This is a genomic window from Citrobacter sp. RHB35-C21 (genome assembly GCF_013816515.1).
GTDB classification, from domain to species: domain Bacteria; phylum Pseudomonadota; class Gammaproteobacteria; order Enterobacterales; family Enterobacteriaceae; genus Citrobacter; species Citrobacter braakii.
On the sequence record NZ_CP057147.1, the window covers coordinates 1895193 to 1915956 of the forward strand.

Below are 20764 nucleotides of genomic sequence, written 5' to 3' on the forward strand. Positions count from 1 at the left end.
AAAAAGATAAATGGAACAAGCGCATACCCAGCTTATCGCGCAACTGAATGAACGCATTTCCGCGGCAGATAACACGCCGCTGTATATGAAATTTGCGCAAACGGTGAAAAACGCTGTGCGCAGCGGGATTCTGGAGCATGGAAACATCCTGCCCGGCGAGCGCGATCTCAGCCAGTTGACCGGCGTTTCGCGAATTACGGTTCGTAAGGCGATGCAGGCTTTGGAAGAAGAAGGCGTCGTGACGCGCGCCCGCGGTTACGGGACGCAAATCAACAACATCTTCGAGTATTCGCTAAAAGAAGCGCGTGGTTTTTCACAGCAGGTGGTGTTGCGCGGTAAAAAACCAGATACGCTGTGGGTTAACAAGCGGATTGTGCCTTGCCCGGAAGAGGTAGCGCAGCAGCTGGCTGTTGCCACGGGGAGTGACGTCTTCCTGCTCAAGCGCATTCGCTACGTAGATGAAGATGCAGTTTCTATTGAAGAGTCATGGGTTCCTGCCCATCTAATTCATGACGTGGATGCCATCGGCGTTTCACTGTATGACTATTTTCGCAGCCAGCATATTTTCCCGCAGCGCACCCGCTCACGTGTCAGTGCCCGAATGCCTGACGCAGAGTTCCAGGCGCACATTCAAATGGACAGCAAAGTGCCGGTGCTGGTGATCAAGCAGGTAGCGCTTGACCAGCAGCAACGGCCCATTGAATACAGCATCAGCTATTGTCGAAGCGATCTATACGTGTTTGTGTGCGAGGAGTAACGCCTCGCGCGTAGGGGCGCAATCGCCCCCGCGATGCCCTACCACCCAGGACGCCACGGCGTTTCCAAGCAGTACCGCGTCAGCCAGCGACCAGCCAGACGCCAGTCCCGCCAGCATGCCGCCAGCGTGGCTGTCACCAGCGCCAATGGTATCAACGACCGCTGTCGCAAATGCCGGTATGCAACCGGAAGTTTGCGTGCTGAAATACCACGCACCGTCTTTATCGTGGCGTACCACCACCGGTGTGGCAAAACGTTGCACCCATTGTGCGCCAAAACCTTCTATATCCTGGCTTAATGCAAACCGCTCGGCGGCAATTTCCGCCTCCTGCCGATTGAGCGATACCAGTGGACGGCAGGCCATAATTCTTGCCAGTAAGGGCTCGGGAATGTCGCCGATGCGTGGACCAAAATCGATAAACGGCGTCACTTCCTCCAGCCCTTCCAGCCAATGCACCAGCAACTCACCACATGGAGAGGCTAACTGATAGCCCGAGAGATAAACCAGGCTGTGACGTGGGATCTCCAGCTGTGCCAGCCAGTCAGCGTTCCACTGATTTTCGACGCCACTAAAGGACATAAAGGTACGTTCGCCATCCGGCTCGACCAGAGCCAGACACCAGCCGTTATCGCCTGCGGCGTTATCGATCAGGCTGTGCAGTCCCTCTTTTGCCATCCGGTTGCGGATAATATCGGCCCACACCCCCTGACCCAGCGGTAAAGCATTACTGGCGTCGATACCTAACCGCTTGAGTGCTACGGCGATATTGAGCGCGCAGCCGCCAACGTTCACCCCTTGCTGTTTGAGTTCAATGTCACATCCGCGCCAGGGAAGGGCATACGCATCGGCAATGACATCAATCACCGCCGCACCCACCACCGTAACGGGTCGCTGTGTGCGTAACTGCGGGAGAAGTTGTTGCAGACGCGTGGTGCTCATAGTGCCTCCCGCTGCTCGCGCAGTCGCATCAATCCACTGGCGTAGCGGATAAAGTCCAGCTGATTTACCGCATCGAGCTCATGTTTCAATGCCGGATTAATCGCACTTACGCCGTGGAGCGCGCCACAAATGGCAGTTGCCATCGCCCCGATGGTGTCGGTATCGCCCCCGAGGTTCGCGCACAGAATGGCGCAGCGGTTAGGATCGGTCTGCGCCAGCTCAACCATAGCGATGGCGCATGGCACGGATTCAATGGTACTGGTTCCGGCCCCTACAACCTGATACAACTGCTCGCAGGCAGACTCAATGCCGTCAGCGTTACGGACAATTTTCAGCGCCAGTTCAAGGCGTGCAGAGAGCGATGCGCTAAAGGTAGTGATCCTTTTTTGCTGCGCATGCCGGGCAATGGCTGGCAGCGCGTCGACAATCTCTGACCATTTTCCGCCATCGATAGCGCGTGATACCGCCCACGCGACCACCACTGCGCCAGCGATAGCCAAATCCGATTTATGCGTCGGGCTGGAGGCTAATGCCACATCATCGATAAAGGCATCGAGATCGCGCGCGGGGAGCAGGCATCCCAGCGGTGAAACGCGCATTGCCGCTCCGTTGGTAACGCCGTTATTTTCCAGTTCGGCGACAGGTTTGCCGTCGCGAATGGCTTTTAGCGCAATTTTTGAGGTCGGGCCGAGCACGTTTTTATTAAAAGCATCAAAACGTTCGGCCCAGGCCAGAATATTGCGGCCAATAACGTCGGGTACAATCTCTCCGTCGCACTCAAGCAGAGCATCAGCCAGACACAGCGCCATGGAAGTGTCATCAGTGAACTCCGCCTGGTTAAAATAGCAGGCGGCATTATTCTCCGCAGGGCCGGGTAAAAAACGGTCGATCCAACCGAAATGGGCTTTAACCCGGGTTCTTGGCCACAGTTCCGACGGCATACCCATCGCATCCCCTAACGCCTGCCCATAAAGAGCACCGAGAATACGTTCTGCTTTCATTTTACTTCCCCTTGTTTCAACGCTACATCGCGATCGTCCACCTTAATGGCGGTGATTTCTTTATCTGACTCGCGAAAGAAAATCATAAACATTACGGCAATGACGGCGATCATGACCGCGCCAAATCCCCACATGCCAGCCCAGTTAAAGGTAAGACCATTCACCGGTTCCTGATAAGCAAACATTTTTTCCATCATCACGCCGCCCAGACGATAACCGAGCAGGCTACCGAATCCCTGACAACAGAGGGTGATAAGCCCTTGCGCCGCGGTGCGCATATGTACGGGCGCTTTTTTATCGACATAAATGTAGGCTGTGACGTAGTAGAAGTCGTAACTGACGCCGTGCAGCAGAATGCCGAGAAACAGCAGGGTGTAAGTGAAATATTCTTCCGCGCCGCCGTAAACAAAAAATCCGTAGCGGATAGCCGCAGTAATAAGACCAAGCAGCAATACCTTTTTAATGCCAAAGCGTTTGGTGAAAAACGGTAGCGCCAGCATAAAGAAGATTTCAGAGAACTGGCCCAGCGTCATCCAACCGGTGGCGTTTTTCATCCCGACTTCAGTCAGATAACCGTTGGCGAAGATGTAATAGAACGCCAGCGGCATCGCGAACAGAAAAGAGCAAAAGAAAAAGACGAGGAAGTTCTTATCCCGCAGCAGGATCAGCGCATCCAGACCCAGCATGACCTTGAAATCCATTTTGCCGGTACTTTTCGGCGGCGTATCCGGTAAAAAGAACGCAAAGACGCCCAACAGAGCGGAGCTTCCGGCAGTGATAAGCAGAGGAATATTGGTAGGGGAGATGTCACTATAGCCAAGCATTTGCGGTAAGAAACCGCAGGCCAACCCAGAGGCGATCCAGCCAATGGTCCCCATCACACGGATGCGCGGGAAATCACGCTCAACGTCACTGACGTTGGCAAAAGCGATACTGTTGGTCAGCGCAATCGTCGGCATATAGGTCAACGAATAGGCCAGTAACAGCGGGAAAAATCCGCTGAAGGTGGTTTGCTGGGCGGCGAAGTACATTAAAATAGCGCCGACGAACATCAGCACCGCCAGCACTTTTTGCGCGGAGAAAAAACGGTCAGTGACAGAACCGACCAGGATGGGCGACAGGATCGCGGCAATTGCGGTACAGGCGTAGGACCAGCCGATCTCCCCGGCGCTAAAGCCACTTTTACTCAGCCACAGCCACAGCGGTACAAACCAGGCGCCCCAGATAAACCACTCTACAAACATCATGAACGACAGCTTAACTGTAGTTTTCATCTTTAAATCCTTCATGACAGGTAAGGTACGCACTGATAGTACCATTCGATAATACCTTTAAAATACCTTTGAGGTCTAAATTTGACCGCCTTAACATTATTTCTTCCTGAATCGAGCCAGCAGAAGTTGCTGAAAAGTGCGCTAAAGATGGAAAAAAAACGCAGTCGGTACCAGGCTTATTGCTGCCCGCAACAAAGCGGGTCAGGACAATCCACATTCCGGTTTCAAATCGGAACTTACGGGAGCATAGCTATGACTGATATTGCGCAGTTGCTTGGCAAAGATGCCGACAACCTTTTACAGCATCGTTGTATGACCATTCCTTCTGACCAACTTTACCTGCCTGGACATGATTACGTCGATCGCGTGATGGTGGATAACAACCGTCCGCCAGCGGTGCTGCGTAATATGCAAACGCTGTATAACACGGGCCGACTGGCCGGGACAGGTTATCTGTCAATTCTACCGGTGGATCAGGGCGTGGAACACTCCGCGGGGGCATCGTTCGCGGCTAACCCGCTGTACTTTGATCCGAAGAATATTGTGGAACTGGCTATCGAAGCAGGGTGTAACTGCGTGGCATCGACCTATGGCGTGCTGGCTTCCGTCTCCCGTCGCTACGCGCACCGCATTCCGTTTCTTGTAAAAATTAACCACAACGAAACGCTGAGCTACCCCAATACGTTTGACCAGACGCTGTATGCCAGCGTAGAACAGGCATTCAATATGGGCGCGGTTGCGGTAGGGGCAACCATCTATTTCGGTTCAGAGGAGTCCCGTCGCCAGATTGAAGAGATTTCTGCGGCGTTCGAGCGTGCTCATGAACTGGGGATGGTCACCGTGCTGTGGGCGTATCTGCGTAACTCCGCGTTTAAAAAAGATGGCGTGGATTACCATGTTTCCGCCGATCTCACCGGGCAGGCTAACCATCTGGCAGCCACTATCGGGGCGGATATCGTTAAGCAGAAAATGGCGGAAAATAACGGCGGGTATAAAGCAGTCAACTTTGGCTACACCGACGATCGCGTTTACAGCAAGCTGACCAGCGACAACCCAATCGATCTGGTGCGTTATCAGCTGGCGAACTGCTATATGGGGCGCGCCGGATTAATTAACTCTGGCGGTGCGGCTGGCGGCGAAACCGATCTGAGCGATGCGGTACGTACGGCGGTGATTAACAAACGTGCTGGCGGCATGGGGCTGATTCTTGGACGAAAAGCATTCAAGAAAACCATGGCTGACGGCGTTAAGCTGATTAACGCCGTGCAGGATGTTTATCTGGACAGCAAAGTCACCATTGCCTGATCCCAGTTGGGGTGTCGTCGTGTTAACGCAGTAGCGGACAACCCGGCGGCAGTCTGCAACGTAGCGCTGCGGGCAGGATTTCAATATGAAATTCTTGTCCGCTAAGCGGTTCGCCATCGAGATTAAACGTAATTTCGTGCGGGGCGCGGATATCAAACCACGATGATGCGCCTTCGATGATGTTAGGGTTGTCTTCGGATTGCGTTAACGCCGAAAGTAGCCCTGGCAGCAGCTCTTCGCCGGTAAAAATACGCAGTTGCAGCAGACCATCGTTGATCAGCGCCGTCGGGCAAAGCTGTTGCCCACCACCGGCCTGACGACCATTACCGATACCAATGACCAGCGCCTTACCCTGCCAGTGAAAATCTTCCCCACGAATGTCGCAGATGTCGGGTTTGAGCGTATCCATGCGCATTAATCCGTGAATAAAGTACGATACGCCACCTAATGCGGCCTTGAGTTTTTCTGGCGTCTCGCTGGTGATGCGTGTGCCGAAGCCGCCGGTCGCCATATTGATAAAACAGGTTTTATCATTGACCTGAACCATATCGATATCAGTCGCATTTCCGGCGATAGCCAGTTTTAACGCCTTATCAAGGGCGTCGGGTATGCCTACGCTGGTTGCAAAATCATTCGCCGTTCCCAACGGTAAAATACCGAGCGCCGGGATATTGCCGCCCTGTGACTGGATCAGCGCCGTCGAGACTTCGTTAATTGTGCCGTCGCCGCCGCCGGCAATCACCGTTGCAACGCCTAACTGGCGAGCTTCATCAACGTAGCGTTGGGCGTCGCCTTTTTCCCAGGTAACGCGAACATGGATTTCCACGCCTTCATCGCGTAGCTCTGCAATGACATCACGCAGGGGGAGATTATCAGCACTTTTTCCGTTGAGGATCAGTAAACTGGCAGGGAACGCTATCATCCGTTTGCCTCACTTTTTTTCGTTTTAACAAGTGTACGCCAGGAATGGGTTTATGGCGTAAGAACTGACTGAAAGCGAAGGCGAAGAGATAAAAAAAGCCGCAGAATGCGCAATACTGTTCAGTTAAGCATTATGGGGAACATGTGATTCTTGCTCAGGGTTCCGTTCACCTCGGCGGTAGCAATTCTCTGAAGCGCAGATACCCGTGAACGTGCAAGGGAGGCTCACCGCCGCCTCCCTTGCAACCCAGGCTCCCGGCGGGAAAATCGTCGCTACGCGATTCATTCGTCTTATGCCGTCTGCCTGTCGGGTCGGGGCCGGGCCTGCGTCCCTGCAGGCCGTCCCCTCTGCCCGCATCCCTGCGGGCAGACCCGGTCAGCCGTCAACGCCTCATCGATTTTCAGCCGGACCGGGGTCATCGCTGCAACGCGCTGACTTCCAGTTAACTCTGTTTTGCTATTCAGATAAAAAACGCAGGTGGTCAGGTGTGGGCTGGTCCGGCTGAAAATTGCCGACGTGTTTCCGTAAGGCCGGGAGAACCCGCAGGGATGCGGGTTCAGGGCGCGTTTTGCAGGGACGCTGCCTCGCGTCCGGCCCGGTAGCCTGGAGGAATAAACGGAGGGGACCACGAAGTGGCAATTTTCCCGCCGGGAGCCGGGATTGTAAAGGGCGTGGCGGAGAACGCCCTTTACACGTTCACAGGAATCGGTGTTTCAGAGAAACGATGCACATGAGGTGAACGGAACCCTTACCGTGAGATAGCATATCCATAACTTCTACCAACACAGGTGATGCTTTCTGAAACTGAGGCGTTAACTGAACCGCATTACGCAGAATGCGGCTTTTCAGATTGGGTGGACGTTACTGTGGGAACCACTGATCGCTGATTTTTTGGTACGTGCCGTCAGCTTTGATTGCGGCCAGCGCGCTATTCAGTTTTTCCAGCAGGGCTTTGTTATCCGGGCGAACCGCAATGCCAAGACCAGTACCGAAGTATTGTGGGTCGGTCACTTTGTCAGTGGCTACGCCTAACTGCGGGTTGGTTTTCAGCCACTCGTTAACCACGGCGGTATCGCCAAATACGCCATCAATACGACCATTTTTCAGGTCGATAATCGCATTCTGATAGCTGTCGTAGGCCACAGTTTTCACTTCAGGGTGTTTGTCCTGCAGGTATTTCTGGTGCGTGGTACCGTTTTCCATGCCAATGCGTTTCCCTTTCAGGTCGGCAAAGGTTTTATAGGTGTCTTTTTTCGCAATCACCAGCGCGGAGTTTGCATAGTAAGGCTGAGTAAATGCCACCTGCTTGCTACGCTCAGGCGTGATGTCCATTCCGGAAATCACCGCATCATATTTTTTGAATTTCAGCGCGGGAATCAAGCTATCAAAAGCATGATTGGTGAAAGTACAGTCAGCCTGCATTTGTTTGCACAGTGCCGTTGCCAGGTCGATGTCAAAACCGACAATTTTATTGCTTGCATCCAGTGACTCAAATGGCGGATAAGTCGCTGATACACCGAAACTAATTTTATCAGCAGCTGAGGCGCCTGCGGCGAAAGTAGCAAGTAATGCGGCCAGTACTAACTTTTTCATGGTGGAACTCCCGTCTGTCAATCTTATGATTATTTACCGTGTCTGCGGCGTGAATTAACAATGCCATTTAATGAATTTATATGCAATTAAAATGATTAGTTATTTTTAAAGATATAAAAAAAGACGGACAATTTAGGTTGTTGTCCGTCTTTTTATTTTGGCTTTATGCATATTCACCGGAGAGTGTACAACGGAAGATGAATCGTAGCCTGATAAGCGTAGCGCCATCAGACATAAAAACCGATTTAATTCCGGTGTTCAAACGCCAGCGCTTTACGTTCGATCAAGCGCATCATCAGCGTCAGCAAACCGTTGACGATCAGGTAAATCACACCCGCCGCGCCGAAAACCATGACGTCATAAGTGCGACCGTACAGCAGCTGACTATAGCCCATGACTTCCATCAGCGTGATGGTGTATGCCAGTGAGGTACTTTTAAACACCAGCACCACTTCGTTGGAATACGAGGAGAGGGCGCGTTTAAAGGCGTACGGCAACAGAATCGCCAGCGTATCCTTCTTACTCATCCCCAACGCTCCACAGGACTGCCACTGGCCTTCCGGGATCGCGCGGATGGCACCGTAGAACAGCTGGGTGGTATAAGCCGCACTGTTTAACGATAGCGCAATTAAGGCGCACAGCCACGGTTCAGAGAGCAGGTGCCACAGTACCGGATACTCCTGTAGCGTCGGGAACTGCCCTGGCCCGTAGTAGATCAGGAATATTTGCACCAGCAGCGGAGTACCGGTAAACAACGTGATATAGGCGCGAACCAACCAGACCACAATCGGCGTTTTTAGCGTCAGGATGACGGTGAAAACCAGCGCCAGCACCAGAGCAACCACGATGGAGGCGACCGTCAGCGTCAGGCTGGTATGCAGCCCTTTTAACAATTCAGGTAAATACTCAAGCATCAGCCTGGTCTCCGCTCAAATCGTGTCGCGCGCAGGTCAATGCGTTTGAGAATGTACTGACTCACCAGCGTAATCACCAGGTAAATAGCCGCCGCCACAATGTACCAGGTAAACGGCTCCTGGGTACGGGTGGCAATGCTCTTGGTTTGCAGCATCAGATCGTTCACGCTGATAAGGCTGACCAGCGCGGTATCTTTCAGCAATACCAGCCACTGGTTACCCAGTCCCGGCAGAGCGTGACGCCACATCTGCGGCATCACCAGGCGAAAGAAGATCGCGGCTTTAGACAAACCCAACGCCTGACCTGATTCCCATTGTCCGAGTGGTACGGCCTTCAGCGCGCCACGCAGCGTTTGCGACGCGTAAGCCGCATACAGCAATGACAGCGCAATTACACCGCACAGGAACGGGCTGACGTCGAAGTTTTCGATCTGCATCTGAACCGGGATTTGTACAAACCCGAGATTGATCGTAAAGCCATCGGCCAGCGTCAGCAGCAGCTGTGAAGAGCCGAAATAGATGAACAGAACCACCAGAATTTCCGGCAGACCACGCAGGATGGTGACCAGAGCTGAGCCCGTCCATGCTACCGGACGCCATTTTACTGACTCCCAGACGGCAAAAAACATGGCGAGCGCGAGGCCAATAATCAGCGCACAAACGGCAAGGCCGACGGTCATCCCGGCGGCGCTTGCTAAAGGAAAAAATTCATTCATCAAGTATTACTTCTGGAACCATTTGTTGTAGATGGTCTCGTAAGTCCCATCTTTCTTCACTTTTTCCAGCGCAGCGTTAAATTTCTGCTGCAGCTCGGTATTGCCCTGGCGCACAGCGATGCCCAGACCCGTACCGAAGTAATCTTTATCCGTCACTTTGTCGCCAACTGCGGCCAGCTTTGGATTGTCTTTCAGCCATTCGGTCACCACTGCGGTATCACCAAATACGCCGTCAATACGACCATTTTGCAGATCGAGTTTGGCATTCTGGTAGCTGTCATACGGTACGGTGGTCACTTCCGGATGTTTATCCATGATGAATTTCTGGTGCGTAGTACCGTTTTGTACACCGACTTTTTTGCCTTTCAACTGGTCAATGCTGGTGTATTTACCCTGTTGGCCAACAAACAGGGCAGAGTTGTCGTAATACGGGGTGGTGAACAGAACCTGTTTTTCACGCTCTGGCGTGATGTCCATACCGGCCATCACCGCGTCAAAACGACGGAATTTCAGGCTCGGGATCAGGCTGTCGAAGGCCTGATTGGTGAAGGTACAGGTCGCGTCAATCTCTTTACACAGCGCATTCGCCAGATCAACGTCAAACCCTACGATTTTGTTATTCGCATCAATAGATTCAAACGGAGGATAAGACGCTTCGGTGGCGAAACGAATGGTTTGGGCTGCGGTAGCGGAAAGGCTAAAACCTGCGATTAGCGCGGCAATCAGAACTTTTTTCATTGTATTGTCCCGAATCTTAGTGAGAGAGATAGTTTTTAAACGCTTCGGTTTGCGGGTTGGCAAAGCAGCTCGCATCCCCAAACTCGACGATATGACCGTTTTCCATATACACCACACGGCTGGCCGTTTTACGTGCAACTTCCACTTCGTGGGTGACGATCACCTGAGTAATGTTGGTTTCCGCCAGTTCACGAATGATGCTGACGATTTGGGCAGTAATTTCCGGATCAAGCGCTGCGGTAGGTTCATCAAACAGCAGCACCTGCGGCTCCATCATCAACGCGCGGGCAATGGCCACACGTTGTTGCTGGCCGCCGGAGAGATGCAGTGGGTAGCGATCGCTGTACGGCTTCAGGCGCAGACGTTCCAGCAATTTTTCGGCGCGTGCCAGCGCTTGATCTTTTGTCAGACCCAGTACGCGGCAGGGCGCTTCAATCAGATTCTGCACAACCGTGAGATGCGGCCAAAGGTTGTATTGCTGGAAGACCATGCCCACGTTCTGACGCAGCTCCCGAATGGCTTTGTCTGACGGGGTCTTCGTGAAGTCGAAACGGTTACCCGCAATAGAGAGCGTGCCCGAGCGCGGCATCTCAAGCAGGTTGAGTACGCGCAGCAGCGAGCTTTTCCCGGCTCCACTTGGGCCAAGTAACACCAGTGTTTCACCCTGAGGGCAATCCAGCGTGATATCGAACAGCGCCTGATGTGCGCCGTAGAAGCAGTTAATGCCGTTTAATTGAATACTCATTGACACTCGATACTGGCAGTCTGATAGCTATTGAAGCCGCAGATACTACCTTTGACAGAATAGTTATGCAATATTTATGCGTTAAAAGTTAAATGCAAACCGCATTCTTATCTAAACATAGCACAAAATAGCGGGGCCACCAGTGGGCAAGAATAATTGTCGGCATTCTATGCAGAATGCCAGACAATTTATGGGGGTTATGATTAAAGCGGGTGAATGGGGTGGTTAGCGGTTTTCGACAGACTGGCGCAGCGTCCCGGCTGGCGCGTGTACGCTGCCGCCCAGATAGCGGACATCGTCAACTACCCAGCACTGGCCTTCGCGGATCATCAGTACTTCATCACGCCAGCTTTGGTCACCCTGTTTAAGCTCTACGCGCAGCGGAATGTTGCGTGCATCACTATTCGGAATGGTCGATGCGCTGGCGACGCTGGCACTGTCCGGTAACGTAGCGCGACTAGAGAACGGATCGCTGTTAAACAGATCGCGATGCGCGTTATCACGGCTGGCATCGTTCAGCAGTTTCGCCAGGTTGTCGCTGAGGTACGGACGAAGGGGAGTAATGTCATTGTTTCGGTGCTGAATACGGTAATCATAGAATTGTTGAGCCACGCTGTCTGGCCCGCCTTCTACGCAAGAGCCGCTACGCGTGCCGTTATCTTTGTAGGCCGGCGTTACGGTAGTACAGGCGCTGAGAAGTAGTGCACATGGAACCAGCAGAGAGAGTTTCGAGTAGCGCATAATGATTTCCTTATTAGCTTTCTACTATTAGTGTTCTACGTTGATTTACATGTCATACTTCAAGTTGCTTGTGCGTTGGCTACGTGCGTTCACCCCAGTCACATAGTTATCTATGCTCCTGGGGATTCACTCTTTTGCCGCCTTCCTGCAACTCGAATTATTTTGTGTAAAGAATATATCCTTTCAATGATAGTGGATCGGTTCGATAATGCTTTTGAGATCGTGCTCTTAGCGCAAAAAGGAGATTAACCATGCAGTTTTCGACTACCCCTACGCTGGAAGGGCAAAGCATCGTGGAATACTGCGGTGTTGTGACTGGCGAAGCCATTTTAGGCGCGAATATCTTCCGCGATTTCTTCGCCGGCATTCGCGATATCGTCGGCGGTCGCTCCGGCGCGTATGAAAAAGAGCTGCGTAAAGCGCGTGAAATTGCTTTTCAGGAGCTTGGTGAACAGGCAAAAGCGCTCGGTGCTGATGCGGTAGTCGGTATCGATATCGATTACGAAACCGTGGGCAAAGACGGTAGCATGCTGATGGTGAGCGTCAGCGGCACCGCGGTGAAAACTCGCCGATGAAGCGTTTGTTGTCTCTGCTGGCATTAACGCTGCTGCTGGTAGGATGTGCTGGCGAAAAAGGGATTGTCGACATAGACGGGTATCAGTTAGATACCCGTCGTCAGGCGCAGGCTGCTTACCCGCGCATTAAAGTGCTGGTTATCCATTACACGGCCGATAATTTCGACTCTTCTCTGGCTACGCTGACCGATAAAAACGTCAGCTCGCACTATCTGATCCCGGCAGTGCCGCCGCTCTACCACGGCAAACCGCGTATCTGGCAACTGGTAGCGGAAAAAGATCTGGCCTGGCATGCGGGGATTAGCTTCTGGCGCGGCGCTACGCGAATTAACGATACCTCGATCGGCATTGAGCTGGAAAACCGCGGCTGGCAAAAATCGGCGGGCAGCAAGTATTTTGCGCCGTTTGAACCCGCGCAAATTCAGGCGTTAATCCCCTTGGCGAAAGATATTATTGCCCGCTATGACATAAAACCACAGAACGTGGTGGCCCATGCGGATGTCGCACCGCAGCGCAAGGACGATCCAGGTCCGCTGTTTCCATGGGAAGAACTGGCTGCGCAAGGAATTGGCGCGTGGCCGGATGCTCAGCGAGTGGCGTTTTATCTTGCCGGGCGAGCGCCCGATGCACCGGTAGAAACCTCATCATTGCTCGATCTGCTGTCGCGCTATGGTTATGAGGTAAAACCTGAAATGACGCCGCGTGAACAGCGGCGGGTGATTATGGCCTTCCAGATGCACTTCCGCCCGACCTTGTGGAACGGCGTGGCGGATGCAGAAACTCAGGCGATTGCCGAAGCGTTACTGGAGAAATACGGGCAGGGTTAACGCGGCAGCTTGCCGTGGTCACGCAGCCAGGCCGCGGTACGCTCAATCCCTTCATCCAGCGTCACAACGGGCTGATAACCTAATTCTTCCTGAGCGCGGGTGGTATCCAGCGTAAAGTCAAAATTCAGCTTCGAGACGCCGTAATGCGTAAGCTTTGGCTCTTTCGCGGATTTATTGCCTAACCGCTCCATGCTGCGGGCAATCATGTCCAGCATCGGGTAGGGTACGGAGCGGATACGACAATCAATATTTAGCTCGTCGATGAGTTTCTGCACAATACTGCGCAGGGTGCGATGCTCGCCGTTGGTAATGTTGTACGCACGACCCGACGGCAGATTATCGCAGGCTTGCTGACTTGCCAGCCACATCGCGTGCACCGCATTCTCGTAGTAGGTCATATCCACCAGCGCACTTCCGCCGTGCGGCAACAGAATGCTGCCGTAGTGGTACATCATATGGGCCAGGCGCGGGATAAAAACTTTATCGTGTGGTCCGAACAAGCTTTGCGGACGCAATACCGTAAAACGGGTCTGCGGGTTGGCCTGTGTCAGCAACGCAATCACATCTTCGCCAGCCGCTTTACTGCGGGCGAATTCATTGGCGAAGCGTTGGGGGCGGAAGTCCTCTTTGATATCGCGATGGTGGTGATAATCAAAATAGAGCGACGGTGATGAGATATGAATGAAGTTACGAACGCCCCAGGCCACGGCCCACTCGCCCAGACGGCGGGTTGCGCGAACGTTGGCCAGATCGAAGGCTTCCTGAGTTCCCCATGGTGAGGTAAAACTGGAGCAGTGCCACAGCGTATCGATACCGGCGAGCATCACTTTTGCCTGCGAAGAGACCAGCTCGGTCAAATCGGCATGCACAAACTCTGCGCCCATTTTCTCCAGCAGCTTGCCCATCGCTTCGTTGCGACCGGTAGCTCTGACGCTGACGCCTTTGCTGCATAAAAACTCAACCGCGTTTCGGCCTAAGCCGCTGGTGGCTCCGGTAACCAGTACCTTCATATCAATCCACTGTGTTTAAAAAACGTCGTGCGCATTCTTCCGTGAATTTCGTCTGTATGCAATGGGAAACATGAAAGAATACAGGCTCTTTTTATCATGAGTCTGTGATTTGTTCTGCAAGTTTAGCAATACGCTTCGCCATCCCTCTGAAAATGAACAGATGCGCCGGGATCATCAGCAGCCAATAGAAGAGGCCTGGCATGCCGTGCGGATGCCACCAGGCGCGGACATCAATGCGTCGGTGGTCGCCTTTATCTTCCAGCGTGAAGCTCAGACGACCCAATCCTGGCGCTTTCATCCCAAACAGCAGCGTCAGCTGTTTTTCTGGCTCAACGATGATCACTTTCCAGCTATCAACGGTATCGCCAACCTGCAACAGAGAGTGTTGCGGTCTGCCTTTCGCCAGCTTATGGCCGACCAGCAGGTCCAACGCCGCGCGCGTTTTCCATAAAATATTGCCAAAGAAATAGCCTTCTTTGCCGCCGAGGCGATTCACCACCTGCCACAGTGCCTGCCGACTGGCGGAGGTTTCAACGCTAAAGCCAGCTTGTTTAGCGAAATAGCCATATTCGGGGCGCCAGCGGGCAAATGCCTGCGCGTCGTAACCCCAGTCGCTGGAATTGACCAGCTTCTCTTCTTCTTTCAACGTGCTGCGTACCGCGTCATCAAAGGCAATCAGCTTTTGCGGGATCAGGGTGCGTAATTCGGTGTCATCGGCCAGCAGGTCGTGTTTTAAACCCTGTATCAGCGCTTTGGCCGTGGTCGGCGGCACTGACGTTATGACGTTCAAAAACCAGACCGAAATCCAGCGGGTAGGAAAGGGGACAGGGATGAGCAGGCGATGTTTACCGCTGACCGCCATAAAATGCTCGAACTGCTCCTGATAGCTCAATACCTGCGGCCCGGCGGCTTCGAGTACGCGGTGTTGGCGTGTAGGATGATCCAACAACGCCACCAGGTAGTACATTAAATTCTCCAGCGCGATAGGCGTGGTACGCGAGCGCACCCAGCGCGGAGGGGTGAGTACCGGCAGGTTGTAGACCATGTCGCGCATCACTTCAAAGGCGGCAGAACCTGCCCCTACGATAATACCAGCGCGCAATTCGGTCATCGGCACGCCTGATTCGCGCAGGGTGTCCGCGGTTATCTGTCGCGCACGCAGATGATCGGATTGTTCATGGCGGGGAGCCTGTAATGAGCTCAGGAAAATAAGCTGTTTGACTGGCGTATCACGTAGCGCATCGCGCACGTTCATTGCTACCTGGCGCTCATGGGCGATAAAATCACCGCCTTCTCCCATGCCATGGACCAGGTAATAGACCGTATCAACGCCGGTCAGCAGCGGCGTTAGGTTATCTGGCCAATTCAAATCGACCTTATGGCAGCTGACGTTGGCCAACTGCTGCTTTTCCAGCCGCTCGATGCGGCGTGCCGCAGCCAGCACCTGATGCCCTTGCTGACTGAGCGCCTGTACCAGATGCTGACCAATGTAGCCACTGGCGCCAAGAACCAAAATCCGTTGCGGCACGCCCATCTCCTTAGCGGGTTAAAAAAGCGCGCCAGTGGGCGACGACTTCAGCAAGCTGTTCACGCGATACGTCCAGATGCATCACCAGACGCACAATCGGCGAGGCGTTAATCAGCACGCCTTGCGCTTTCATGTACTCGCCCAGCGCCGCAGCGTGTTCTTCGCCAACGCGGACAAACAGCATGTTGGTGTCGTGGCGCATGACGTCCGCTCCTGCTTCGCGCAGTTGTTCCGCCATCCAGGCGGCGTTGTCATGGTCTTCTTGTAAGCGCGACACGTTATTTTTCAGCGCATACAGTCCGGCCGCCGCCAGAATACCGGCCTGACGCATTCCGCCACCGGTCATTTTACGCCAACGAATGGCGCGCTTGATGTACTCGTGGCTGCCGACCAGCAGTGAGCCTACCGGCGTTCCTAAACCTTTGGAGAGACAAATGGTGAACGAATCGCAGTATTGCGTGACATCTTTTAACTCACAGCCATAGGCGACGATGGCGTTAAAAATACGCGCGCCGTCGACATGCAGCGCAAGATTGCGCTCACGGGTGAATTCCCAGGCCTCTTTCAGATACTCGCGTGGTAGTACTTTGCCGTTGTGGGTGTTTTCCAGACTGAGCAGACGCGTGCGGGCAAAATGGATATCGTCCGCTTTGATTTTTGCCGCCACTTTGTCCAGCGGCAGAGAGCCATCCGGCATGGCGTCGATAGGTTGCGGTTGAATGCTGCCGAGTACCGCTGCGCCACCCGCTTCGTAGAGATAGTTATGTGCGCCCTGACCGGCGATATACTCTTCGCCGCGCTGACAATGGCTGAGGAGAGCCACCAGGTTCGCCTGAGTGCCTGTGGGTAAGAAAATTGCGGCTTCTTTGCCAGCAAGCTCGGCTGCGTATTGCTGGAGGGCATTAACGGTAGGGTCATCACCGTAGACGTCGTCCCCGACCGGGGCGGCCATCATCTCTTCGAGCATGGCGCGACTTGGTCGGGTGACGGTATCACTGCGTAAATCAATCACGGGCATTCCTTTTTAAGTGAGGTAATGCCCTCTGTTTTACCTGAGCCAGTTAGTTTTCGCCAGTTCGATCACTTCATCACCGCGCCCGCTGATGATTGCGCGCAGCATATACAGGCTAAAACCTTTAGCTTGTTCGAGTTTGATCTGCGGCGGGATCGCCAGTTCTTCTTTCGCGACGACCACATCGACCAGCACCGGACCATCAATCGACATCGCCCTTTGCAGCGCTTCATCAACCTCTGAGGATTTCTCCACGCGAATGCCCGTGATGCCGCAAGCCTCGGCAATCCGTGCGAAATTTGTATCGTGCAGTTCGGTGCCGTCGGTCAGATAACCGCCAGCTTTCATCTCCATCGCCACAAACCCCAACACGCTGTTGTTGAAGACAATAATCTTCACCGGCAGCTTCATTTGCACAACCGACAGAAAGTCGCCCATCAGCATGCTAAAACCACCGTCACCGCACATTGCGACAACCTGACGTCCCGGTTCGGTCGCTTGTGCGCCGAGCGCCTGCGGCATGGCATTGGCCATCGACCCGTGGTTAAACGAACCGATCAGACGGCGTTTACCGTTCATTTTCAGATAACGTGCTGCCCACACCGTTGGCGTGCCAACGTCGCAGGTGAAGATGGCGTCGTCAGCGGCAAAGTGGCTGATCTGCTGCGCCAGATACTGCGGATGAATGGCTTTATCGCTGGGTTTGGCTAAATCATCCAGCCCTTTACGCGCCTCACGATAGTGTTCCAGCGCTTTATCCAGGAACTGCCGATCGGTTTTTTCTTCCACCAGCGGCAGCAGGGTGCGGAGTGTGGATTTAATATCGCCTACCAGCGCCATATCAACTTTACTGTGCGCGCCAATGCTCGCCGGATTGATATCAATCTGAATAATCTTGGCGTCGGTGGGGTAGAACGGGCGATAGGGGAATTGGGTACCGAGCAGGATCAGCGTGTCGGCATTCATCATGGTATGGAAGCCGGATGAAAAGCCGATCAGCCCGGTCATGCCCACGTCGTAAGGGTTGTCGTACTCAACATGCTCTTTACCACGCAGGGCGTGCACAATCGGCGCTTTTATTTTAGCAGCAAACTCAACCAGTTCTTTATGCGCACCGGCGCAGCCGCTGCCGCACATCAGGGCGATATTGCTGGAGTAGCGTAGCAGTTGCGCTAGTTTTCTGAGCTCTTCTTCTTCCGGAGTGACCACCGGGAGCGGCGCATGATACCAGTGAGTGCTGGCGCTTTCTGGTGCTGGCTTCAGCGCAACGTCGCCGGGTAATACCACCACGGAGACGCCGCGGTTGAGCACCGCTTTACGCATGGCAATTGCCAGCACCTGTGGGATCTGTTCAGGGCTGGAAACCAGCTCGCAATAGTGGCTACATTCGCGAAACAACTCTTGCGGGTGGGTCTCCTGAAAATAACCGCTGCCTATCTCACTGGATGGAATGTGTGCGGCAATTGCCAGTACCGGGACGTGGTTGCGGTGGCAATCAAACAGGCCGTTAATCAGGTGCAGGTTGCCTGGTCCACACGAGCCAGCGCAGACGGCCAGTTCTCCCGTCAACTGCGCTTCAGCTCCCGCGGCGAAGGCCGCAACCTCTTCATGACGGGTTGGCATCCAGTCAATCGTTCCCATACGATTCAGACTGTCACTAAGGCCATTTAGCGAGTCACCCGTCACACCCCAAATGCGTTTAACGCCTGCTTGTTCGAGTGTTTTAGCAATAAAAGCGGCAACCGTTTGTTTCATGGTTTTCCTTCTCCTTTAATGTGATACCGGTTACAAGTTTAGATGAAGATAATAGTTATGCTTATCATTACCTCTTATTTCCGGCAGGTTTCATTAAGCCTGTATTAAGCGTAGTTTGTTATTGGACATGGTTAAACAAGGAATAAATTCAAATGGTTATAAAACTATTAAATACAGTTAACCGGGTACTGACTCATGAAGATTTTGGCAAGTTTTTGTTACGTATTGCCGTGGGGGGATTAATGCTGTTTCATGGGCTGCATAAACTGTTCGCGGGTATTGATGGCATCAGTGGCATGCTGATAGCGAAAGGTTTCCCCGGCTTTATTGCGTATGGCGTTCTGCTGGGAGAGGTTGTGGCACCGTGTCTGATTATTCTTGGGATCCTGACGCGTCCGGCGGCGTTGGGGCTCGCGTTTACGATGGTGGTGGCATGGCTGATGGTCGGGATGGGTGAAACCTGGTCACTGGATAAAACCGGCGCATGGGCAATTGAAAGTCTGGTGTATTTCTTCATCGGCGCTCTGGCCGTGGCATTTTTGGGCGCGGGGCGTTTCTCCGTTGCCGGAAACTCGGCCTGGCGATAGTTTGCCATCCGAGAATCAATACAGAGGCGGGAATGCGTTAACCTATCTCCGCCTCGCCATTAAATCTGGCCGTTAATCCATCTCGTCACTGTTCCACAGTTTGTGCCGACGTCTCAGTGCACGTTGCGTCAATGCCTTTGCCATCGCCGCACCTATTTCAGCGCTAACCACCAGCCCCTGAATAAAGGGACGGTCGTGCATCAACCACGGCAGTCCGCCAAAGGCGATGCGGTTGCGGGCGTTTTCCGGCGCTTGCAGCGTGTAATCTTCGCCGATATCCGGGATCTCATCGCCACAGGCCAGCAGTTGATCGCGTAGCGTTGGGAACGGAATATCTTTGCTCTGCAATGCCCGTTGTCCTCGGGCGTCAATAAATACATCAAATTCACTGCGCTGACCGTGGTGGTAAATGACCGTCCTTTCCTGCTCATTTGTACGCTCATAATCCTTGCTGAGTGCGAGGATCTCAATCAGCCCGGCATCGTGCAGAGCCAGCAATCGGCGGATAGATTCAGACGGGATTGCCGCATAGTTATCAATAAAGACGCGCGCCAGTCCGTGCCTGAAACGTTTTTCGTCGCGAGCATCAAGATGAGGAACGATCTCTTCAATAACCTCATGGAGGCGCAATAAGGTATAGCGCCAGGTGACGGTATGTTGTTCATGCTTGTTGCGCTCAACCTCCACCAGGTTACGCCTCGCCCAGTCAAAAGGGTCATGCTTGAGCCTGTCGGCAAAATAGACCTCGGGGAATGTGTCGGCGTTAAGCGTTGCAAGTGCAACCTGTTGGCACCACCCAGGGGCCGCGTCTTGCAGTTGTTGCACAATAAGCCGGAAGATGCGGTCCAGTAATCCGTTTTGGCCCTCGGCAATGGTGTTTTCAATCGCTTCTTGCGTCGCGATATTCAGCGGTTCATAGGGAAGAGGGCAGTAAAAATCCGCTTCAGGCAGCACACCGCTGCGCGACATCAGGGTCAGCTTCAGGTTTTGGCTGTCGGGTTTACGCGTGAACTGCAGTGAACGGTCGGTATTGGTGGTGAAGGTACCATGCTGACTGACCACGGCCATCGCCGCGTCGATAGCGCTTAGCGAGGTGCCCAGAATACCCACCCTGCAAGCGCTAATCTGCGCCTCCATCAGGCCGGTCCACGGACTGGGGAAAAACTTGCGTGCTTGAGCATCAGTTTCTGGCCACAGATGACCGCTGGCGATAGCGGCGAAATCCACTTCGACGGGCTGTGACGCGTGATTGATCCACAGGGATACCCCAGTCGGGTTTGCTTGCAGGTCGGTGACTTTACTTGATTCATATACGCGAATTGTGAACCCGGATCTTTGCGCTTTATCGACGATGGCTAAAAAACGATCGCGATAATAGTCGCCGAGGATCACGCGGGGCAAAAATTGCCGCTCATGCAACGATGTACGTTCAAGCCGAAACTGCGCCAGGTATTCATCGCTTTGATTCTGTAGCCACGTCAGATAATTGATATAAATCGGCGGGATCTCAATGCTGGCTATATTGGCCAGCATGTGGTCTGCGTTGTTGTCGCTGTTATAAGGCATGCCTACGCCAGCTTCCTCAGCTTGCTCATAAAGCTGTATCTCCAGCGGTTCACCGCGCTCAACGAGGGCATGAAACGTATAAATTCCGGTGGGACCTACGCCGACGATGGCCACTTTTTTCATGGGGATCCTTTGTAGAAAGTTCGACGTGGTAGTCGGGGTTTTGCTTAACCTGTGCCAGGTAAGTGTGGTCGATAATTCGCGAGAGGAAGACGGTATTTTGCCTGGGAGGGTGAAAAAATCGGAATTTTGCAGCGTC

General features: G+C 53.4%; 20 protein-coding genes. 5 read left to right on the plus strand and 15 right to left on the minus strand.

The annotated features are described in order from the left end of the window. Positions 1-10 precede the first annotated feature (10 nt). On the plus strand, positions 11-757 hold the full coding sequence (locus HVZ39_RS09065) for a GntR family transcriptional regulator (protein WP_016153677.1): 747 nt from the start codon (positions 11-13) through the stop codon (positions 755-757). Here the strand turns inward: HVZ39_RS09065 and HVZ39_RS09070 are convergent. From HVZ39_RS09070 to HVZ39_RS09080, 3 genes are read right to left on the minus strand one after another with little or no spacing between them, the layout of a single operon-like run. After that, the gene (locus HVZ39_RS09070) at positions 731-1696 is read right to left on the minus strand and encodes a PfkB family carbohydrate kinase (protein WP_104651457.1); all 966 of its coding nucleotides are present in this window, start codon (positions 1694-1696) and stop codon (positions 731-733) included. The genes HVZ39_RS09065 and HVZ39_RS09070 overlap by 27 nt on opposite strands. Beyond that, a complete protein-coding gene (locus tag HVZ39_RS09075; RefSeq protein ID WP_019077202.1) occupies positions 1693-2697 on the minus strand; it encodes an ADP-ribosylglycohydrolase family protein in 1005 nt (334 codons plus the stop codon). Before HVZ39_RS09075 ends, HVZ39_RS09070 begins: the two co-directional genes overlap by 4 nt. Further along, on the minus strand, positions 2694-3971 hold the full coding sequence (locus HVZ39_RS09080) for a nucleoside permease (protein WP_181633491.1): 1278 nt from the start codon (positions 3969-3971) through the stop codon (positions 2694-2696). The genes HVZ39_RS09075 and HVZ39_RS09080 overlap by 4 nt, the downstream gene beginning before the upstream one ends. A 252-nt stretch (positions 3972-4223) precedes the next feature. On the opposite strand from HVZ39_RS09080, the gene fbaB reads away from it, so the two are divergent. Next, a complete protein-coding gene (gene fbaB / locus HVZ39_RS09085) occupies positions 4224-5276 on the plus strand; it encodes a class I fructose-bisphosphate aldolase (RefSeq protein WP_016153672.1) in 1053 nt (350 codons plus the stop codon). Between the two features lie 22 nt (positions 5277-5298). Here fbaB and yegS read toward each other — a convergent pair whose 3' ends face one another. From yegS to HVZ39_RS09120, 7 genes are all read right to left on the minus strand, one after another. Continuing rightward, positions 5299-6198, minus strand: coding sequence for a lipid kinase YegS (gene yegS / locus HVZ39_RS09090; RefSeq protein WP_046275436.1), 900 nt, complete (start codon positions 6196-6198; stop codon positions 5299-5301). Positions 6199-7059: 861 nt separating this feature from the next. Next, positions 7060-7791, minus strand: coding sequence for an arginine ABC transporter substrate-binding protein ArtJ (gene artJ, locus HVZ39_RS09095; protein WP_016153670.1), 732 nt, complete (start codon positions 7789-7791; stop codon positions 7060-7062). Positions 7792-8036: 245 nt separating this feature from the next. Beyond that, the gene (gene artM, locus HVZ39_RS09100) at positions 8037-8705 is read right to left on the minus strand and encodes an arginine ABC transporter permease ArtM (RefSeq protein WP_016153669.1); all 669 of its coding nucleotides are present in this window, start codon (positions 8703-8705) and stop codon (positions 8037-8039) included. Continuing rightward, positions 8705-9421 carry an arginine ABC transporter permease ArtQ gene (gene artQ, locus HVZ39_RS09105; protein ID WP_016153668.1) on the minus strand — a complete coding sequence of 239 codons (717 nt, stop codon included), beginning with the start codon at positions 9419-9421 and terminating at the stop codon, positions 8705-8707. The genes artM and artQ overlap by 1 nt, the downstream gene beginning before the upstream one ends. 6 nt (positions 9422-9427) lie before the next feature. Beyond that, positions 9428-10159 (minus strand): arginine ABC transporter substrate-binding protein ArtI, encoded by a 732-nt coding sequence (gene artI / locus HVZ39_RS09110; protein ID WP_003027298.1) that lies wholly within the window; start codon positions 10157-10159, stop codon positions 9428-9430. A gap of 16 nt (positions 10160-10175) precedes the next feature. Beyond that, positions 10176-10904 (minus strand): arginine ABC transporter ATP-binding protein ArtP, encoded by a 729-nt coding sequence (artP, locus tag HVZ39_RS09115; RefSeq protein ID WP_016156950.1) that lies wholly within the window; start codon positions 10902-10904, stop codon positions 10176-10178. Between the two features lie 225 nt (positions 10905-11129). Next, the gene (locus HVZ39_RS09120; protein WP_016153666.1) at positions 11130-11645 is read right to left on the minus strand and encodes a lipoprotein; all 516 of its coding nucleotides are present in this window, start codon (positions 11643-11645) and stop codon (positions 11130-11132) included. A 251-nt stretch (positions 11646-11896) separates the two neighbouring features. Between HVZ39_RS09120 and HVZ39_RS09125 the strand changes: the two genes are divergently transcribed. Continuing rightward, the gene (locus tag HVZ39_RS09125) at positions 11897-12220 is read left to right on the plus strand and encodes a heavy metal-binding domain-containing protein (RefSeq protein WP_001160725.1); all 324 of its coding nucleotides are present in this window, start codon (positions 11897-11899) and stop codon (positions 12218-12220) included. Further along, positions 12217-13047: an N-acetylmuramoyl-L-alanine amidase gene (locus HVZ39_RS09130; protein ID WP_181633492.1), complete on the plus strand. Its 831-nt coding sequence runs from the start codon at positions 12217-12219 to the stop codon at positions 13045-13047. Before HVZ39_RS09125 ends, HVZ39_RS09130 begins: the two co-directional genes overlap by 4 nt. On the opposite strand, the gene HVZ39_RS09135 is transcribed toward HVZ39_RS09130, so the two are convergent. From HVZ39_RS09135 to poxB, 4 genes are all read right to left on the minus strand, one after another. After that, entirely contained in the window at positions 13044-14057 is a 1014-nt protein-coding gene (locus tag HVZ39_RS09135) for an NAD(P)-dependent oxidoreductase (RefSeq protein ID WP_016153664.1), read from the minus strand. The two genes, HVZ39_RS09130 and HVZ39_RS09135, sit on opposite strands and share 4 nt — an antisense overlap. Positions 14058-14151: 94 nt before the next feature. After that, a complete protein-coding gene (locus tag HVZ39_RS09140; protein WP_016156947.1) occupies positions 14152-15585 on the minus strand; it encodes an SDR family oxidoreductase in 1434 nt (477 codons plus the stop codon). Between the two features lie 10 nt (positions 15586-15595). After that, complete coding sequence (ltaE, locus tag HVZ39_RS09145) at positions 15596-16597, minus strand: low-specificity L-threonine aldolase (RefSeq protein WP_016153662.1); 1002 nt, start codon at positions 16595-16597, stop codon at positions 15596-15598. A gap of 36 nt (positions 16598-16633) precedes the next feature. Next, complete coding sequence (gene poxB, locus HVZ39_RS09150) at positions 16634-18352, minus strand: ubiquinone-dependent pyruvate dehydrogenase (RefSeq protein WP_016156946.1); 1719 nt, start codon at positions 18350-18352, stop codon at positions 16634-16636. Positions 18353-18504: 152 nt separating this feature from the next. Between poxB and HVZ39_RS09155 the strand changes: the two genes are divergently transcribed. Further along, entirely contained in the window at positions 18505-18939 is a 435-nt protein-coding gene (locus HVZ39_RS09155; RefSeq protein WP_016156945.1) for a DoxX family membrane protein, read from the plus strand. A 72-nt stretch (positions 18940-19011) separates the two neighbouring features. Here HVZ39_RS09155 and HVZ39_RS09160 read toward each other — a convergent pair whose 3' ends face one another. Beyond that, positions 19012-20628, minus strand: coding sequence for an FAD-NAD(P)-binding protein (locus tag HVZ39_RS09160; protein ID WP_181633493.1), 1617 nt, complete (start codon positions 20626-20628; stop codon positions 19012-19014). Positions 20629-20764: the final 136 nt, after the last annotated feature.